Source organism: Haloarcula salinisoli, from assembly GCF_019599405.1.
Classification (GTDB): Archaea; Halobacteriota; Halobacteria; order Halobacteriales; family Haloarculaceae; genus Haloarcula; species Haloarcula salinisoli.
The window spans coordinates 983905-999916 of record NZ_RKLQ01000002.1; the positions used below are offsets into that span (position 1 = coordinate 983905).

The 16012-nt window shown below is 66.8% G+C and carries 16 protein-coding genes and 1 pseudogene; 9 read left to right on the forward strand and 8 right to left on the reverse strand.

What is annotated here, in order from left to right; translation table 11 throughout:
- Positions 1-240: 240 nt before the first annotated feature.
- A complete protein-coding gene (gene hmgA / locus EGD98_RS14225; protein ID WP_220589024.1) occupies positions 241-1452 on the forward strand; it encodes a hydroxymethylglutaryl-CoA reductase (NADPH) in 1212 nt (403 codons plus the stop codon).
- Between the two features lie 42 nt (positions 1453-1494).
- On the opposite strand, the pseudogene EGD98_RS14230 reads toward hmgA, so the two are convergent.
- Both EGD98_RS14230 and EGD98_RS14235 read right to left on the reverse strand, forming a co-directional pair.
- Positions 1495-1892 (reverse strand): annotated as a pseudogene (locus tag EGD98_RS14230) (type II toxin-antitoxin system VapC family toxin).
- Complete coding sequence (locus tag EGD98_RS14235) at positions 1889-2041, reverse strand: hypothetical protein (protein ID WP_220589025.1); 153 nt, start codon at positions 2039-2041, stop codon at positions 1889-1891. Before EGD98_RS14235 ends, EGD98_RS14230 begins: the two are co-directional and overlap by 4 nt.
- Here EGD98_RS14235 and EGD98_RS21305 point away from each other — a divergent pair.
- The 6 genes from EGD98_RS21305 to EGD98_RS14265 all read left to right on the forward strand — a co-directional run bounded on the left by EGD98_RS21305 (position 2007) and on the right by EGD98_RS14265 (position 8645).
- Entirely contained in the window at positions 2007-2228 is a 222-nt protein-coding gene (locus EGD98_RS21305) for a hypothetical protein (protein WP_236039484.1), read from the forward strand. The genes EGD98_RS14235 and EGD98_RS21305 overlap by 35 nt on opposite strands.
- 83 nt (positions 2229-2311) lie before the next feature.
- Entirely contained in the window at positions 2312-2800 is a 489-nt protein-coding gene (locus tag EGD98_RS14245; RefSeq protein WP_220589026.1) for an Lrp/AsnC family transcriptional regulator, read from the forward strand.
- A 170-nt stretch (positions 2801-2970) separates the two neighbouring features.
- Positions 2971-5145, forward strand: coding sequence for a universal stress protein (locus tag EGD98_RS14250; protein ID WP_220589027.1), 2175 nt, complete (start codon positions 2971-2973; stop codon positions 5143-5145).
- A gap of 41 nt (positions 5146-5186) precedes the next feature.
- A complete protein-coding gene (locus tag EGD98_RS14255; protein ID WP_220589028.1) occupies positions 5187-5699 on the forward strand; it encodes a gamma carbonic anhydrase family protein in 513 nt (170 codons plus the stop codon).
- 439 nt (positions 5700-6138) lie between these two features.
- Positions 6139-8109, forward strand: coding sequence for a glutamate-cysteine ligase family protein (locus tag EGD98_RS14260; RefSeq protein ID WP_220589029.1), 1971 nt, complete (start codon positions 6139-6141; stop codon positions 8107-8109).
- Between the two features lie 62 nt (positions 8110-8171).
- Positions 8172-8645 carry a redoxin domain-containing protein gene (locus EGD98_RS14265; protein WP_220589030.1) on the forward strand — a complete coding sequence of 158 codons (474 nt, stop codon included), beginning with the start codon at positions 8172-8174 and terminating at the stop codon, positions 8643-8645.
- Between the two features lie 122 nt (positions 8646-8767).
- On the opposite strand, the gene EGD98_RS14270 is transcribed toward EGD98_RS14265, so the two are convergent.
- From EGD98_RS14270 to EGD98_RS14295, 6 genes are all read right to left on the reverse strand, one after another.
- Positions 8768-9418, reverse strand: coding sequence for a DUF7504 family protein (locus EGD98_RS14270; RefSeq protein ID WP_220589031.1), 651 nt, complete (start codon positions 9416-9418; stop codon positions 8768-8770).
- Positions 9415-10341, reverse strand: coding sequence for a GAF domain-containing protein (locus EGD98_RS14275; RefSeq protein WP_220589032.1), 927 nt, complete (start codon positions 10339-10341; stop codon positions 9415-9417). The genes EGD98_RS14270 and EGD98_RS14275 overlap by 4 nt, the downstream gene beginning before the upstream one ends.
- A gap of 145 nt (positions 10342-10486) precedes the next feature.
- Positions 10487-11515, reverse strand: coding sequence for a dipeptide epimerase (locus EGD98_RS14280; RefSeq protein WP_220589033.1), 1029 nt, complete (start codon positions 11513-11515; stop codon positions 10487-10489).
- Positions 11512-12522, reverse strand: coding sequence for an N-acetyltransferase DgcN family protein (locus tag EGD98_RS14285; RefSeq protein WP_220589034.1), 1011 nt, complete (start codon positions 12520-12522; stop codon positions 11512-11514). Before EGD98_RS14285 ends, EGD98_RS14280 begins: the two co-directional genes overlap by 4 nt.
- Before the next feature lie 37 nt (positions 12523-12559).
- The gene (locus tag EGD98_RS14290) at positions 12560-13456 is read right to left on the reverse strand and encodes a Vms1/Ankzf1 family peptidyl-tRNA hydrolase (RefSeq protein ID WP_220589035.1); all 897 of its coding nucleotides are present in this window, start codon (positions 13454-13456) and stop codon (positions 12560-12562) included.
- A 377-nt stretch (positions 13457-13833) separates the two neighbouring features.
- Positions 13834-14193: a DUF5802 family protein gene (locus EGD98_RS14295; protein ID WP_220589036.1), complete on the reverse strand. Its 360-nt coding sequence runs from the start codon at positions 14191-14193 to the stop codon at positions 13834-13836.
- A gap of 214 nt (positions 14194-14407) precedes the next feature.
- Between EGD98_RS14295 and EGD98_RS14300 the strand changes: the two genes are divergently transcribed.
- Together EGD98_RS14300 and EGD98_RS14305 are read left to right on the forward strand one after the other, a co-directional pair.
- Positions 14408-15043 carry a DUF1405 domain-containing protein gene (locus EGD98_RS14300; RefSeq protein WP_220589037.1) on the forward strand — a complete coding sequence of 212 codons (636 nt, stop codon included), beginning with the start codon at positions 14408-14410 and terminating at the stop codon, positions 15041-15043.
- Positions 15044-15138: 95 nt separating this feature from the next.
- Positions 15139-15987: a hypothetical protein gene (locus EGD98_RS14305; RefSeq protein WP_220589038.1), complete on the forward strand. Its 849-nt coding sequence runs from the start codon at positions 15139-15141 to the stop codon at positions 15985-15987.
- The last annotated feature ends 25 nt before the right edge of the window (positions 15988-16012 follow it).

The window sequence follows — 16012 nt, forward strand, 5'->3', positions numbered from 1 at the left end:
GATGGTCATACACTTGGCGGCCGACAGTCCCGTCGCAGTCCCGCGATAGATGGAGCTTACACCGCCTGTCACACATCCGCTTTCGGTGTTTTTCCCTCCCTAACTCGGCGGCTATACCAGACTGCGGGTGTGCGCGACGCGACCCGGACTCCCTCGCCGTTCCGGTGGCCTGTCGCCTGGCCGGCCGCGGGGACCGCCGACAAGAGCAACTGTTAGGGGGCCGGCCCGCAACCGACCTGTATGACCGACGCCGAGACCCTCGCCCGGAAAGTACAGGACGGCGAGTTGCGCCTCTACGAGCTCGAGGACCACGCCGACGCCGAGACGGCCGCCGCCGCCCGCCGACAGCTCCTTCGCGAGGAGACGGGCGCCGACCTCGACACGGTCGGCGAGTACGCCTTCGACGCCGCCGACGCCGACAGCAACATCGAGAACATGGTCGGCGCGGCCCAGATACCGATGGGTGTCGTCGGGCCCCTGCCCATCGATGGCGGCGCAGCCGAGGGCGAGCACTACCTCCCGCTGGCGACGACCGAGGGCGCCCTGCTCGCGAGCGTCAACCGCGGCGTCTCCACGATCCGCCACGCCGGCGGCGCGACGGCGAGAGTGCTCAAGTCCGGGATGACGCGTGCGCCCGTGTTCAGGGTCGAGGACGTGGCCGAGGCCGGCGAGGTGTCGGCCTGGGTCCGCGAACACGTCGACGAACTGGCCGACGCGGCCGAGTCGACGACGAGCCACGGGGAGCTCCAGGAGGTGACCCCCTACGTCGTCGGCGACAGCGTCTTCCTCCGATTCAGTTACGACACCAAGGACGCGATGGGGATGAATATGGCCACCATCGCCACCGAGGCGGCCTGTGACGTCATCGAGGCCGAGACGCCCGCAGACCTCGTTGCGCTGTCGGGCAACCTCTGTTCGGACAAGAAACCCGCGGCCATCAACGCCGTCGAGGGCCGCGGCCGCACGGTCTCGGCCGACGTGCTCATCCCCCACGAGCAGGTCGAGGAACGGCTGGACACGACGACGGCGGCCATCGCCGAAGCGAATACCAGAAAGAACCTCGTGGGCTCGGCGAAGGCCGGCGCGCTGGGATTCAACGCCCACGCCGCCAACGTCGTCGCCGCCGCCTTCCTCGCGCTGGGCCAGGACGCCGCCCAGGTTGTCGAGGGGAGCAACACGATTACCACTGTGGACGCACGCGAGGAGGGACTGTACGCCTCTGTGACGCTGGCGTCGCTGGAGGTGGGCACCGTCGGCGGCGGGACCTCCTTACCCACGCAGTCCGAAGCCCTCGACGTGCTGGGGTACGCCGGGGGCGGCGACCCCGCCGGGAGCAACGCCGACGCGCTGGCGGAGGTCATCGCCGCCGGGGTGCTCGCAGGCGAGCTCTCCTTGCTCGCGGCGCTCTCGTCCCGACATCTCTCCTCGGCACACGCCGAACTCGGTCGGTAATTCACTGTTTCCCGTGTCGGTACTGGCCGGTCAGCGTCACTCTCAGTCGGGTAGCTGAACGTCAGCCGGCCGTACGGCACCGTGGTCGACCAGTTCACTGTCGAAGGAGACGAGGGTCGCATCGACCGCTTTTGCGGCTGTCAGAACGAGTGCGTCCATCGGATACAGCAGTTTCTCTGATTGTAGCCGGTTCGCTGCGACCATATCCGATGCGTCGGGGACCGTCACTGTCGCTCGGCTCGTAATCCGGGACTCGATCTGGTCGATACGGTCGCGCTCGAACCGTTTTTTCTTGCTGAGGACGCTTCTGAGTTCCATCAGGTTCAGTACTGATACGTAGGGTTCTTCGACGTCGTTAAGAAGTGCAACTGCTTCCGCTGACCGCTCCTGTCCCGCGTGACCGCAGCGACGATGACGTTCGTATCCAGAAAGAGTTTCATAGCCGCTCGCGCACGTCACGCACTGCATCGACGGAATCGACCTCGACGTCGAGAGCGACGGCGGAGAGCGCATCCCCCAGTGGCACGGAGTCGTCGTCTTCCGGGTCAGAGTCGATGAACTCTCGGAAGTCGTCCGTCGTCAGGCTCATACGCGTTTCTTGCAGGGCTGGCTCAAAAAGGCTGCTGGTCAATCGAACGGTGGTGGATTTCGGATCTGTGTTACCGGTGAGCGCTTCTGAAGTCATCGCTGCCGGAGTTCTGGCGGGCGAGCTCTCCTTGCTCGCGGCGCTCTCGTCCCGACATCTCTCCTCGGCACACGCCGAACTCGGTCGATAACGCGGGTCGTGGGTGTGGACGGGGACGACCGACTCCGGGCCGAATCAGGAACTTTTGTGCCACCGCCTCGCAAACGAGTCGGCATGGCCGACTCGGAGTACCCGATAGACGACCTCGACCGACAGATAATCCACGCATTGCAGGGCGACGCCCGACACACGTCAGCAAGCGAGATAGCCGAGTCGCTGGACGTCTCGGCCCGGACCGTCCGCAATCGCATCGGCAAACTGGAGGACGCCGAGGTCATCCGGGGCTACGACGTCGACGTGGACTACGAGGCCGCGGGCTATCAGCTCCACACGCTCATCGTCTGTACGGCACCGATTCACGAGCGCGAGGAGATAGCCCGCCGGGCTCTCGACGTCGACGGCGTCGTCGCCATCCGGGAGGTGATGACCGGTGCCGACAACGTCCACGTCGAGGTCGTCGGCGTCGACGGCAACGACCTCAGCCGTATCGGCCGCGACCTGAACGATATCGGCCTCGAGGTTGTCGACGAGGACCTCATCCGCAACGAGTACACACGGCCGTTCCACCAGTTCGGGCCGGAGACGGTTGGAGATGATAAATGAGTATAATCTTCCGAGTGCGGCTATATAGCCATCTTGATTTCTGATACGGAATTCAAACCCGGCACTTTATCCACTTCCGGAATTAAGAGTGTGCCAGCACCCGGGCCGTCGAGGGCCACTCGACCGCCCTGACAACGCCTGTCCATAATGACACATCCGGACCCCCACTCATGACGAAAGACCTCGAACGCGACCTCGGACTCCCCTCTGTGCTGGCTATCAGTATCGGCGCGATGATCGGCAGCGGCATCTTCATCCTCCCGGCGCTGGCGCTGAAAATCGCCGGCCCCGCCGTCATCGTGGCGTACGCGCTGGCCGGCCTGCTCGTGGTTCCGGCCGCCCTCTCGAAGTCGGAGATGGCGACCGCGATGCCCGAGGCCGGCGGGACCTACATCTACATCGAACGCGGGATGGGACCGCTGCTTGGCACCGTCGCCGGCGTGGGGACGTGGTTCTCGCTGTCGTTCAAGGGCGCGCTCGCACTGGTCGGCGGCGTCCCGTACCTTCTCCTTCTCTTCGACCTGCCGCTGAAACCGGTCGCACTGGCGCTGGCCGGCGTGCTCATCCTCATCAACATCGTCGGCGCCAAACAGACGGGGCGACTCCAGGTCGCCATCGTCGTCGTAATGTTGGCGGCGCTTGGCTGGTTCGCCGCCGGTAGCGCCCCCAGCGTGCAGTCGGCCAACTACGCGAACTTCTTCGCCGACGGCATCGGCGGGCTGCTGGCGGCGACCGGGCTGGTGTTCGTCTCCTACGCTGGCGTCACCAAGGTCGCGAGCGTCGCCGAGGAGGTCGAAGACCCCGGCAAGAACATTCCGCTGGGCATTCTGGGCTCGCTCCTGTTCACGACGCTGCTGTACGTCGGTATCGTAGCCGTGCTGGTCGGTGTGACGGACCCCGGCAGCGTCGCCGGCTCGCTCACCCCGGTCGCGGTCGCCGCCGAGGCGACGATGGGGCAGGCCGGTGTCATCGCGGTCATTCTCGCGGCTATCCTGGCACTGATATCGACGGCCAACGCGGGTATCCTCTCTTCGTCGCGGTACCCGCTCGCGATGAGCCGGGACCAGCTCGCGCCGCCGTCGCTGTCTGAAGTCAGCGAGCGGTTCGGGACGCCGCTGAACGCCATTACCCTCACCGGCGCGGTGTTGTTGCTACTCATCGCGTTCGTCCCGATACTGGAGATCGCGAAACTCGCCAGCGCGTTCCAGATTATGGTGTTTGCACTCATCAACGTCGCCGTCATCGCCTTCCGCGAGGGGTCGGCGGAGTACGAACCGGTGTTCACCTCGCCGCTGTACCCCTGGATGCAGGGCTTCGGCGCGATTACCGGCCTCCTGCTGTTGACCCAGATGGGGCCCATTGCGCTGCTCGGGGCGGTCGTCATCGTCGTCGCCAGCGTCCTCTGGTACTTCGCGTACGTCCGCCAGCGCGTCGACCGCGAGGGGGCGGCGACCGACGCCATCCGGCGACAGGTCGGCCGCGAGGCGCTCACCGACGTCGAGTCCGAAATCCAGCGGAACGCAAACGAGGTACTCGTCGCGCTGACGAAACGCGACGGCGGCGCCCGCGAACGTGCACTGGTCAGTCTCGCCGCTGACCTCGTCCGGTCTGACGACGGCCGCGTCGTTGCCGTTCGGTTCGAAGAGGTCCCCGACCAGATGCCGTTGACAGACGACATGACGACCCAGTCGGAGGCGGACATCTCCTTCGAGACGCGGACCGAGGCCCTTTCGGACGAACTGGGCGTCGAGGTCGAGGCCGACGAAATCGTCAGCCACGACACGAAACACGCCATCGTCAACTTCGCCGAAGGCCGTGGCGTCGACGCCATCGTGGCCGAACACGAACCGCTCCGGCTCCGCTCGCGGCTCGGCGGCGACCCCATCGACTGGGTGGTCAGACACGCACACTGTGACGTGTTGCTCGTGGACAACCTGGGGTACAACGAACCGGAGCAGGTCGCTCTCTCCGGAGACGGCGGCCCGTACCCGCCCCTGGCCGTGACAGCCGCCGGGGCTATCGCAGAGGCCAACGGCGGTAGCATCTCGATGTGGCATCCCGGAAACGGCTCCGACGAGCAACAGCGGACCGTCGACGACTACCAGTCGGAACTGTCGTCGATGCTTTCGGTCCCGGTGCAGTCCGAACCGTTCCGGACCGACGGCGGCGCGCCACCCCGACCGGACCTGCTGGTGCGCCGGGGGGCCGACGACCGTATTCGCAACGCGGTGCTGGACGACGGCCCGACCGTGCCCAACCCCGGCTGTACGACGATAACGGCCTACCCGCACCAGTCACGCCGCCCGGCGCTCTGGCGTCGGCTGCTCGAACGGCTCACGTTCTAGGGGACCGGTATCTTTTCGGATGGCCCACTCCCGATATCCGTATGGACAGTCGCGAGTACGCTTTCGAGGGAGCCGAGCCCGATATCCACGGATACGCCCACGTCAGCCGCGAGGCGACAGTCGTCGGTGACGTGTCCGTTGGGCCGAACGCGAACGTCTGGCCCGGCGCGGTGCTCCGGGGCGACGTGGGCCCGGTCGAGGTCGGCCGGGAGACCGCAATCGGCGACGGGGCCATCCTCCACGCCTCGACCGTCGGCGAGAAGGTGATGGTCGGCCACGGCGCCGTGCTCAACGACGCCGACGTGAGAGACGGCGCACTCGTGGGGTTCAACTCTACGGTTAGCGACGCCGTCATCGGCGAGGGCTCTATCGTCGCCATGGGAACCGTCGTCCCGCCGGGCTACGAGGTGCCCGCCAAGTCCTTCGTCCGTGGCAGCCCTGCGCAGGTGACACCGCTCTCGGAGACGACTATCGACCCCGACGAAGTGTTCGAGGCGTTCTCCTCGGGCGACTACGCGAATCTCGCGGCTCGGCACGAGGATTTGTTCGAGTAGGGCGTGGTTTGAGTGAGCGAAAACCACGAAACGGAACGGCGACTGCAAGGAGCCGTGGAGTAGGACGAGGGTCCGACCGCAGGGAGGACCCTCGAAACGAAGCGGGGAACGAAGTGACCCGCGGAGTAAGGCGAGGCGTCGAGCAGCGCGAGGTTTGAGCGAACACCGAGGGACCGGAGGTCCCTCGAGCAGTCGGGCGGCACTGCCGCCCGACGACGAAGTGAGCGAAAACCTCGTGGCCAAGCGGTGACCGAAGGGAACCGCAGAGCAGTGGCGAGGCGTCGAGCACAGCGAGACGCCTCGAACCGGAACGGCGAACGGAGTGAGCCGTGGAGCAACGCGAGTCACTGCCGTTCTGGCTCTCGGCGTTCGGACTGCCATCGCAAACTCCCACTACCGGACGGACCACTTATAATGAAAGAGCCGCCACAGTTGGGTCATGGACGATATCGTCGACCTGGTGCGCCGCTCGCTGGCCGATGAGACCTACGGGGAGTTCACCGACCGGGTCGACGCACAGGCCGCGGAGCTTCGCCGGGCCATCGCGGCCGGCGAGTTCGACAACGAGGCCTTCTCGGTCGGGCTGGAGGTAGAGCTGTACGCCATCAACAGCGTCCCGGAGCCACCCGAACCCGAGGAGGACGACGAGGACACCGAGGACGACGGGGCGGATGCGGCTCTCGACGACGACCCAGGCGGCGACGGCGGGTCGGCGTGGGACGGCTCGCTGGAGCCCCAGAGCGAATCCGGCGGAAGCGGGGCGTCACTGGAGCCCCAGGGCGAGTCCGGCGGGAGCGGGGCGTCACTGGAGCCCGAAGACGAGACGCCGCCGCCCGACACGGGAGACGGCGAGGCCGAAGCCGAGAGCGCGGACGACGACTCGGGCGAGGACTTCGGCCCCGGCGAGGGCCCCTCGCTCGACGTCGACCCCGACAGTCCGCTCGCGCCCGACGACCCCGAGGACGTCGAGCCCGACGAGCCCGAACCGGCCGTCGAGGCCGACGCCGAGGAGGAGGACGACGAGCCGTACATGGAGCCCGAGGAGTGGGAGGGACGGCTCACCAGACTCCCCGACGTGGTGTTCGATGGGGAGGCCAACAAGGAACTGGGCCTGCACAACGCCGAGATCAACACCGAACCAAACACCTTCGACGGGGCGGGCATGGAGGTCCAGACCACGGCCGTCGAGATGCACACCAAGCAGGCCCGAGCGCAGGCCGAGAAACAAAACTGCGAGCTGATTCTGGACGCGATGTGGACCATCCCGCCCGAGGAGGGCGGCGAGGCGTATCTCTCGGCCCACGAGGAGCGCGACGGCGTGATTCTGGCCGACAATATGCGCCAGGCGCCCCGCTACGTCGCGCTCGACAACGAGGCCGTCCAGCACGCCGGCGGGGCCATCGACTTCTCGGTGCCGGGCTACGAGGGGTCGTTCCCCACCATCCTGTTCGAGTCGCTGGCGACCTCTATCCAGCCCCACCTCCAGATTCCCGACACCGATGCCTTCCCCGAGTACTACAACGCCGCCATCCGCACCCTGGGGCCGCTGCTGGCGCTGTCGGTGAATTCGCCGTTCCTGCCCGCGGATTTCTACCCCGAGGACACGGACGGGGAGTGGCTCTGTGCGAACACCGACCACGAACTGCGGATCTCGGCGTTCGAGCAGTCGGTCAACACGAGCGAGAATCCGAAGGTGCGGGTCCCCCGCGACATCGACACCGTCGAGGACGTGGTCGACCGCGTCGTCGCGGACGACCTCTTTGGCCCGTTCCTGCGGGAGTGGCTCGACGAGAGCGAGCGGGATACCCTCGAAGACGATATCTGGGAGTTCGACCACAAGCGGGGGACCTACTGGCGCTGGCTCCGCTGTGTCATCGGCGGCACACCTGTCGACGGCGCCAGCGACGAGCGCTCGCTGCGCATCGAGTACCGTCCGCTGCCCACCCAGCCCCACGTCAAGGACATGATCGGCCTGCAGGCCCTGACCGTCGGGCTCATTCGCGGCCTCGTGGTCGCCGACCATCCCGTCACCGAGCTCCCGTGGGTGGAGGCCGAGCGGAGTTTCTACGCCGCCGCATCGGACGGGCTCGAGGCCGACCTCTCGTGGGTCACCATCCACGGCGAGCGCACCACCGACCACGAGGTCATCTTCGACGAAATCTTCCGCTTTGCCCGACTGGGACTGGAAGAACAGGACCTGCCAGAAGCCCGTATCGACGAGTATCTCGACCCCATCGAGGACCGCTACGACGCCGGCGAGACGCCGAGTTCGTGGAAGATAGACCGGGTTCGGAGCCACCTCGACGACGGGCTCGCACTCGAGGACGCGATGACCGAGATGCAACGGGAGTACTTCGAGCACTGCCGCGAGCACCACGCCTTCGCGGAGTGGGTGCGCGACGACGCCTAGCGTCCTGGCAACGCGTGTCGATTGACGACCATTTATCCGGGTGCCGAACCTACGAAAAGTCGATGGTATCCACAGGCGATTCCGCACCCGACATCTCCGCGACGCTCGCGAACGGAGAGGTAGAGGCGTTCGAACTGTCCGACCACCTGGGCGACGGGCCGGTCGTACTCGCGTTCTTCCCGGGCGCGTTCACCCCGCCGTGTTCCAACGAGATGGTGGCGCTGCAGGAGCACCTGGGCGACTTCGAGGCCGCCGGCGCGACGATTCTGGGTGTCAGCGCCGACTCGGCGTTCTCCCAGAACGCTTTCCGCGAGGAACACGGCCTGGACTTTGCGCTGGTCAGCGACATGGACCGTAACGCCATCGAGGACTACGGCGTCCGCATCGACATCGGCGACCTCGGCCTCATGGGCGTGGCCAACCGCTCGGTGTTCGTCATCGACGACGACGGCGAGATAACCTACAGCTGGGTCGCCGACGACCCGACCAACGAGCCCGACTACGAGGAGCTGCTCGAGGCCGCCGAGAGCGCCTAGTTACGACCGATTTCGTTTTTGTCGATTCGGATTCGAACAGCCAGAAAGCCCCGACTGGCTCTCGTTACTAGTCCCTTCGGTCACTGATACTGAAAACCCGAAAACAGCTTTTCTATCGGTCGCTACAGGTCGACGTCGACCGTGTCCTCGCCGTCCAGCCCGTCGACGGTGAGCGTCGCCTGTCCGGGGCCGGTCTTCTCGACCTCGATGTGGGCCGCGAAGGAGGTCTGCAGACCGCTGATGGTACTCGACATGTCGGCGCCGATGTCGGCGCTGGTGTCGAGCGCACAGACGCCGATACCGTCGCCCCGGCGCAGTTCGGTCAGGAAATTGGAGTTGAGGAATCGGTACAGCGACCGGGTGTCCTCGATTTCGCTGGCGATGGTCGAACAGAGCATGATGCCCGAGCGGAACCGGCCCGACCCCTGCTGGGCCGACGCGACCAGCGTCGAGAAGTCCATCCCGAGTCTGGTGAGGTCGCTGATGTCGTCGACGGACTGGATGTCGTCGCCGCTGGCGGGGCCCTCACAGGTCAGCACAGAGGCCCGGTTGCCGGCGCCGGTCCGGGCGCTGTTGAGGTCCCGCTGGACGGCCCGGCCGCCGCTCCCGGTCGAGAGGACGATAGAGCGCTCGTCGTCGGCGGCCGCGACGAGCTGACTGAACACCGCTTGCAGCGTGTCGGCGTCCTCGCCGGTCAGCAGGATACTCGTCCCGCTGTCGATGGGGCCCAGTGAGAGCGAGTCCACCGCGAACCCGTCGGTGGCGAGACTCATCGGGCCACCTCCTCGCCGCGGGCACTGCGAAGTGACTGGCGGAGGTCCAGAATCTCCATGGCCGTCTCGGCGAAATCCTGGAGTTCGGCCCGCTCCTCGGCGTCGTAGCTCCGCTTCTCGAAGTCGATGAGACACACCTGGCCGATGACCTGCCCGTTCGGGGCGGTCATGTTCGCACCGGCGTAGGAGACGATACCGAGGTTCTCGAGCTGTTCGTTCTTGTTGAAGCGGTTGTCGTCGGCGATGTCTTCGATGACCATAACGTCCTCCTGGAGCATACTGTGGGTGCAGATGGTGTCCTCACGCGTGAGGCTATCCAGGTCGGCCCCGTGGCACGCGAGGAAGTTCTCTTCGTCTTTCTCGATGAGGCCGATGAAGGCGACGCCGGCGTCGAAGTGGCTCGCGATGAGGTCGGTGAGCCGCTCGAAGCTCTCGTCGATGGGAAGCTCGTCGATGTCGTACTCGGCCAGCGTCGCCAGTCGCTCCTCTTCGTCGTCAGGCCGGAGGAACCCGACCTGTGCGCTGTGTTCGATGACGTCGTTCGTGACGAACCCGAGCCGGTCGTGGGCGTCGGGAAGGTCCCGGTTCAGATACTCGACGATGGTCTCCTCGAAGGAGTCGGTGTCGATATCCTGCGGTGGCCGGTCCGTAAAGAGGACGCTCGGCACCTGGGGCGCGTGTTCGCGGACGGCCTCGATGACGTCCATCCCGGTCCCGTCGGGCAGGTCGTAGCTCGTGACCACACAGACGACCGACGCCTCCTGGAGCAGTTCGGTCGCACCCTCGACGGTGGTCGCTTCGACGGCTGTGAGCGTCCCTTCCCCGTCGATAGCCGTCGACACGTCGTCGATTCGCTGCTCGTCGTCCACGCACAGCACGGTTCGTGAGAGGTCGGCCGCCTCCTCTGTTGTCGCTTTGGACATACACTCTCCTTCGGAAACTGACGTATAACTGTGGGTGACCGATTATCGACCATGATTTTCCAAGCAATCATATAAATAAGGGTGGTACCAACAACGCCACTGCCAGCTGACAGCACTGGCCCGAAAGCGTCCCGTTTTGTCCCGCTCAGCGCCGGCGCGCGCCGGTCCCCGCGTCCACTGCGTGGAGGTCGAACCGGTCGCCCTCGATGGGGACGCCGTCGAAGGGGTCCGAATCGAGCAGGAGTGCGCCGTCGAGGTCGGCGTAGTCGACCAGCGGCGCGAGGTGGACCGCAGCAGCGAGCGAGGCGCTGGACTCGACCATACAACCAAGCATCGTCGCGAGCCGGTGGGCGTCGGCAGTGTGAACCAGCCGCCGGGCGGCCCGCGGGCCGCCGCACTTGGCGAGCTTGACGTTGACGACGTTACAGGCGTCTGCCAGCCGCGGGACGTCCGTCGCAGTCTGGCAGGCCTCGTCGGCACACACCGCCATCGTCGTCACGTCCGTGACCCGGGCGAGCCCGGCCACGTCGTCGGCAGCCACCGGCTGTTCGAGCATCGTCACGCCGCCCGATTCCAGCCAGGCGGCCTTCTCGACGGCCTCGTCGGCGTCCCAGGCCGCGTTGGCGTCGACCCGAAGCTCGGCGTCGGGGACGGCCTTCCGTACCGCGTCGAAGCGGGCTCGGTCGTCGTCGGTCCCGAGCTTCAGCTTCACGATGTCGAAGCCCGCGTTGACGGCCCTGTGGGCTTTCGAAGCCATCTCCTCGGGCGGGGCGATGCCGACGGTGTAGCTCGTCGCCGGCACGCGCGCCGGGTCGAGTCCCCACTGGCGGTACAGCGGGACGCCAAGCGCCCGGGCGGCCCAGTCGGCGACAGCGATACCGACGGCGCTGCGGGCCGCCGGCTGGTCGGGCGCCACCTCGTGGCACAGGCGCTCGATGCGCTGGCCGGCGTGGGGGTCGCCGACATCGTCGACTGCGGCGAGCAGGTCGGGGAGCGTCTCGGCGACCGTCTCGGCCGTCTCGCCGAAGTAGGCCGACGGGGTAACCGCGCCGTACCCCGTTGTGCCCTCGTGGGTCAGCTCGACGACGACACACTCACAAACCTCGCTGGTCCCACGGCTGATACCGAACGGCGTCGACAGTGGCAGGTCGTGGCGGGAGACGGTCCAGTTCATACTATCGCCTCCAACAGCTCCTCTGGAATCTCGCCCCTGACCGGGTCGGTCGCGGGCGCGTCGATGGCCTCGCCGTAGGCGGCGACGGCGTCGGCGGCCGCGTCGTCACCGAGTCCTCGGGTGTTCAGGGCGCCGGCGACGACCGAGGCATCCGATACCGGGGCGGCCACCCGCTCGTAGAGGTCGGCGTACTCGGCCGGCGAGGGCAGTTCGAACGACTCGTAGCCGTGGACCCGCTCGCGGCCGACCTCGTGGCACATGACCAGGGCGTCCGGCGCCGACCCGTGGAGGATACTCGTCGTCACACCGGAGTACGCTGGGTGGCCGAGCGCGCCCTGGCCCTCCACCACGACGAGGTCCATCCCCACCGGTGTCTCGACGAGCCGTTCGACCGCGCCGGCGGCGTAGTCCGAGACGACGCGGTCGACGACGATGCCCCACCCCTCGATGACGACGCCGGTCTGTCCCGTCGGCACGACGACGGCGTCGAGGCCCCGCTCGCGGGCCGCGTCCCGGAGTTCGTAGGCCGTGGTCATCTTCCCCGTCGAGCAGTCGGTGCCGACGGTGGTGACGACGGTCGCCTCGACCTCGCCCGCACTGGCGTCGGCCACCGTGAGGTTCTCGGGTGGTTTCCGCACGTCGACGAGCTTCCCGCCGTATTCGGCGGCCAGTTCGGCGAACTCCTCGTCGTCGGTGAGAAAGTAGTGCAGTCCCGAGAGGACGTTACAGCCCCGCTCTAGGGCCGCTCGAACGTCGGGCCGCCATGACTCCTCGAAGCTACCGCCGATGGGCGCGACGCCGATTACGAGGGCGTCTATCTCGGGAACCTCGTCCATCGACCCGACGATTGGGGCGTCCTGGACGTCCGGCAGATGGTCGGCGACCCGTCCACCGGCTCGCTCGCGGTCCAGCACGGCCCGCACCTCGTGGTCACCGTAGCGCAACAGCCCCACCGCTGTCTTGGCGCGGTCGGGAAACGAATCGTGGGCGAGGACGGCGACCTGCATACGTGGAGGGTCGCCGGGACAGTGCCTAAAGCTAGGGTTACGGGACGACCAGCCGCACGGTCCACAGCGACCGCACCGCATCGGCAAGCGCGTCTTCGGGGTCGCCGGTGGCGTCGACCGCCCTCGTCACCGCGGCCCGCTCGTCGAACTCGTGGATGACCGACCCCTCGCCGACGACGTAGAGGGTCTCGGGGTCGACCTCGTCGATGGCCGCGCGACAGCGCTCGACGTGGTTCTCTATCTGCTGGTCGCGCAGGCGCTCGAATCGGGACTGGGAGAACCCGCCCTTGGAGTGTTGGCTCTTCAGCTCGGAGTCGAAGCCGTGGAACGCCGTCCGCTCCCGACCGTCGTACTCGCCGAGTGCGAACAGGTCAGAACGAACGAGCGCGACGGTGTGGGCACCGACCGGTTCGAACCACGAGCGCTCGAACTGGACGCCGTCGTCCCACCCGGCGAACGGTTCGGGTGGAACGGGGACCGAGAGACACGCGGACAGCAGGCCCGCGTCGTCGGTGACCGCGAGACACGGCGCGGTGCCGGCCACGGTCTCGCTGCGGTCGCCAAAGGCATCCCTGACTGCGTCGGGCACGTCGTGCTCACCGGCGACGTAGGCGGTAAAGACGCCTTCCGGCTCTGTCTCGAAGGCGGCCAGCCGGTCGAGTATCTCACCGACGCGGTGGCCGTGGAGACGTTCGGCAGTACTGTCACCGCTGGCGCTGCCGTCGCCCGACTGCAGGCGCTCGACGCGGTCCTCGAGTTCGGCGACGCGGTCCTCCAGTCGGTTCTCCCGCTCTTCGGCCCGCTGGCGAGCCGTCGTCGCCTCGGCGCGCCGGTCCTCCTCCGCGTCGAGTTGCCGTTCGAGGTGGCGCTTTTCCTCTTCGAGCTCGGCGACGCGCTCTTTCAGGGACGCCCGTCCCAGCAACCGGTCCAGCATTGGCTGTACTGCATCCGGCGACCGGCTTAAAAGTGCCTGCCCGTGCCGACCAGTCGTATTAACTTAGGCGAGTTGGACTGCAAACAGCCAGAAAGCCCCCGCGTTCTCGACTCGCGCGGCTCGCTGCGCTCCGGTAGGTGCTTGCTTCGCCGGGCTTCGTCGAGAACGCGGCCCCTTTCAGTCCCACCCGTAGCCGGTTGGCCAATCAGCGTGGGTGGGACTGAAAGGGGCGGCTGGCTCCGGGAAGGCGGGCGACGTAAGCACCGCAGGCCGAAGGCCGAGGAGCGCAACGAGCCCCCCGACCGGAGCCAGCCGGGGCTTTCTGGCTCTCTGAGAGGGTAGCTGCTAAACTAAACACCGCTTCTCGACCCGACGGGCTACACTGCGCTGTCGGGCACGACGTCGCTCGTGTCCGCGACGGACAGCAGCTGGGCCGCGTGGTCGGCCTTCGCGAGGAACACCTCGCTCAGACTCGGCGGGTTCCGGATGTCCGCGTCCGCGAGTACTTCCTCCGGGACCGCGAGCGTGTCCGCCGGGACCTCCTCGTCGCCCCGGACGGGGAAGTGACGCCGGCCGAGTTTCATCACCAGCGGCAGGTCTGTCCGTGTTACGCCCTCGTCGCCGTACAGCTGTCGATTCACTCGCTCGTGCTGGTCACGACACATCGCGGCCCCGCCCTCGCGTGGTTCGACGTAGAGCCGGCCGAGGTAGTAGCCGCGTGAAAACTGTTCGAACATCGGTACGCGTGAACGATGCACACACATATATAAAAGCCTTCGCCGAAATCCTCTTGTCGTCGGGCTATTCTACCACACGCAGTTGTTCGATACGCTGTCACCAGTGCGGTTGCCTGGCGTGGCGCCGGCTGTTCTCGAATACCGGTGAGACGATCACACCACGAGGTGGGACTCGTACCGACAGGGTTTCACACCGCCGTCCTGCATCCTCTGTATGGAGAGTCGGGGGCCGCTCCCACGGCGGTACGCGCGGTACTACCTGGAGAACGCGCCGAGTCTGGTGTGGCTGGTCGTCGTCAACAGCGTGGCTATCCTCGTGGGCGTTCGGTACTACGTCGAGACGATGCCGGGCGTCTCGACCTTTCTCTGGCCGCTGTACGCCGATTCGCCGACGGCTCTGTTCCTGATGACGCTGTCGCTGGTGACGCTGTGGCCGTTCCTGGGTGACTCGCTGGAGGACGTGCCGGTAAACCGGCCGCTGGCCTACCTCCACACTATCGCGCTGGTGTGGCTGCTGAAGATGGGTATCTGGACGGTCGTCGCGCTGAACCTCGGTTTTACCGTCTACTTCCCCGCGCTGTGGGCGTACTTCGGTATCATCGTCACCCACGTGGGCTTCATCGCAGAGGGGGCGCTGGTCCCCCATTACGCACGGACGACCCGCGGAGCGCTGGCGACGGCGCTGGTCCTGGCGCTGGCGAACGACCTCTTAGACTACGGCTTTGGTTACTATCCGCCGCTGCGATACGAGCCCGGGCCGGCCCTCGTCGTCGCCACCGTGGCCCTGTCGGTGGGGTCGGTGGCAGTGGCGGCCCGATGGCTGCCGAGGCTAGAGGAGAGCGGTGAATAAACGCTCTTGGACTAGCTCGGTGCGTCTCGCGGGCACGTGAACGACACGAACGAACGACCCGGTTTTTAATTGGGGGTTGTGATAGACGCTGATAGATGACTCACCGGCACACGCTGCTGGTCGTGTCGGTCGCCCTCGCCATGCTGGTCTCACCGACCATCCTGGCCCAGGAGACCGCGACGGCGACCCGCAACACGACCAACGAGAGCGGGGAAACCGCTGGGATGGGGGCGCAGTTGACTGCCTTTACCCAGTCTAGCTCCACCGCGCTGAACGATTCCGTCGAGAACGGGATGTGGAAAGCTGGCTTCAACCAGTCCAACGCCAGTGAACGGGGACAGCTCGTCCGAAACCGGGCCGGGAAACTGGAACAGCGCCTGGAGCGGCTCCAGCGACAGAACGCGAGCCTGCAGGAGCGCTACGAGAGCGGCAATGTCACCGAACCAGCCTACATCGCCCAGCAGAGCCGACTTAGCGCCCGTATCGACGGGCTACAGGCGGCGATAAACGACACCGACGAGGCCGCGGCCCAGGCCGGTGTGAACGATAGTCAGCTCGAACGCCTCCGACAGAACGCCTCGGAACTACGAGGGCCGGAAGTCGCAGCCATCGCCCGCGGGCTGGGCGGCGGCCCGCCGGCGAACCGCGGCCCGCCCGAAGACCGCGGCCCGCCCGAAGACCGCGGCGAGCGGGGCCAGTCGACCGGTGAGGGCGACCGCGGGGCGTCTGCGAACAAGACGACCGGGCCCAGCGGACAGGCTGACGCCGGTGGGAACACCACCAACGAAACGGGCGCGTCGGATAGTTCTCCGGGCGCCAGCGACGACGATTCCGCGGGCGACACCGGTGGTGATTCTGGTAGTCGGGGCGGTGGCTCTGCGGGCAGCGACAACCGTGGTGGCGGACAGGGCGGCGCCGACGCGCCGGGCCGGTCGAAGAACTGACGGCCTGGCGAGGGTCAACCTTTTT

Bases quoted from the DNA above. Each gene is read 5' to 3' on its own strand.
- EGD98_RS21305 (WP_236039484.1), top strand. From the start codon at position 2,007: ATGAACTCTCGGAAGTCGTCCGTCGTCAGGCTCATACGCGTTTCTTGC.
- EGD98_RS14245 (WP_220589026.1), top strand. From the start codon at position 2,312: ATGGCCGACTCGGAGTACCCGATAGACGACCTCGACCGACAGATAATC.
- EGD98_RS14250 (WP_220589027.1), top strand. From the start codon at position 2,971: ATGACGAAAGACCTCGAACGCGACCTCGGACTCCCCTCTGTGCTGGCT.
- EGD98_RS14300 (WP_220589037.1), top strand. From the start codon at position 14,408: ATGGAGAGTCGGGGGCCGCTCCCACGGCGGTACGCGCGGTACTACCTG.
- EGD98_RS14260 (WP_220589029.1), top strand. From the start codon at position 6,139: ATGGACGATATCGTCGACCTGGTGCGCCGCTCGCTGGCCGATGAGACC.
- EGD98_RS14285 (WP_220589034.1), bottom strand. From the start codon at position 12,522: ATGCAGGTCGCCGTCCTCGCCCACGATTCGTTTCCCGACCGCGCCAAG.
- EGD98_RS14235 (WP_220589025.1), bottom strand. From the start codon at position 2,041: ATGAGCCTGACGACGGACGACTTCCGAGAGTTCATCGACTCTGACCCG.
- EGD98_RS14270 (WP_220589031.1), bottom strand. From the start codon at position 9,418: ATGAGTCTCGCCACCGACGGGTTCGCGGTGGACTCGCTCTCACTGGGC.
- EGD98_RS14295 (WP_220589036.1), bottom strand. From the start codon at position 14,193: ATGTTCGAACAGTTTTCACGCGGCTACTACCTCGGCCGGCTCTACGTC.
- EGD98_RS14265 (WP_220589030.1), top strand. From the start codon at position 8,172: ATGGTATCCACAGGCGATTCCGCACCCGACATCTCCGCGACGCTCGCG.
- EGD98_RS14305 (WP_220589038.1), top strand. From the start codon at position 15,139: ATGACTCACCGGCACACGCTGCTGGTCGTGTCGGTCGCCCTCGCCATG.
- EGD98_RS14290 (WP_220589035.1), bottom strand. From the start codon at position 13,456: ATGCTGGACCGGTTGCTGGGACGGGCGTCCCTGAAAGAGCGCGTCGCC.
- EGD98_RS14255 (WP_220589028.1), top strand. From the start codon at position 5,187: ATGGACAGTCGCGAGTACGCTTTCGAGGGAGCCGAGCCCGATATCCAC.
- EGD98_RS14275 (WP_220589032.1), bottom strand. From the start codon at position 10,341: ATGTCCAAAGCGACAACAGAGGAGGCGGCCGACCTCTCACGAACCGTG.
- EGD98_RS14280 (WP_220589033.1), bottom strand. From the start codon at position 11,515: ATGAACTGGACCGTCTCCCGCCACGACCTGCCACTGTCGACGCCGTTC.
- hmgA (WP_220589024.1), top strand. From the start codon at position 241: ATGACCGACGCCGAGACCCTCGCCCGGAAAGTACAGGACGGCGAGTTG.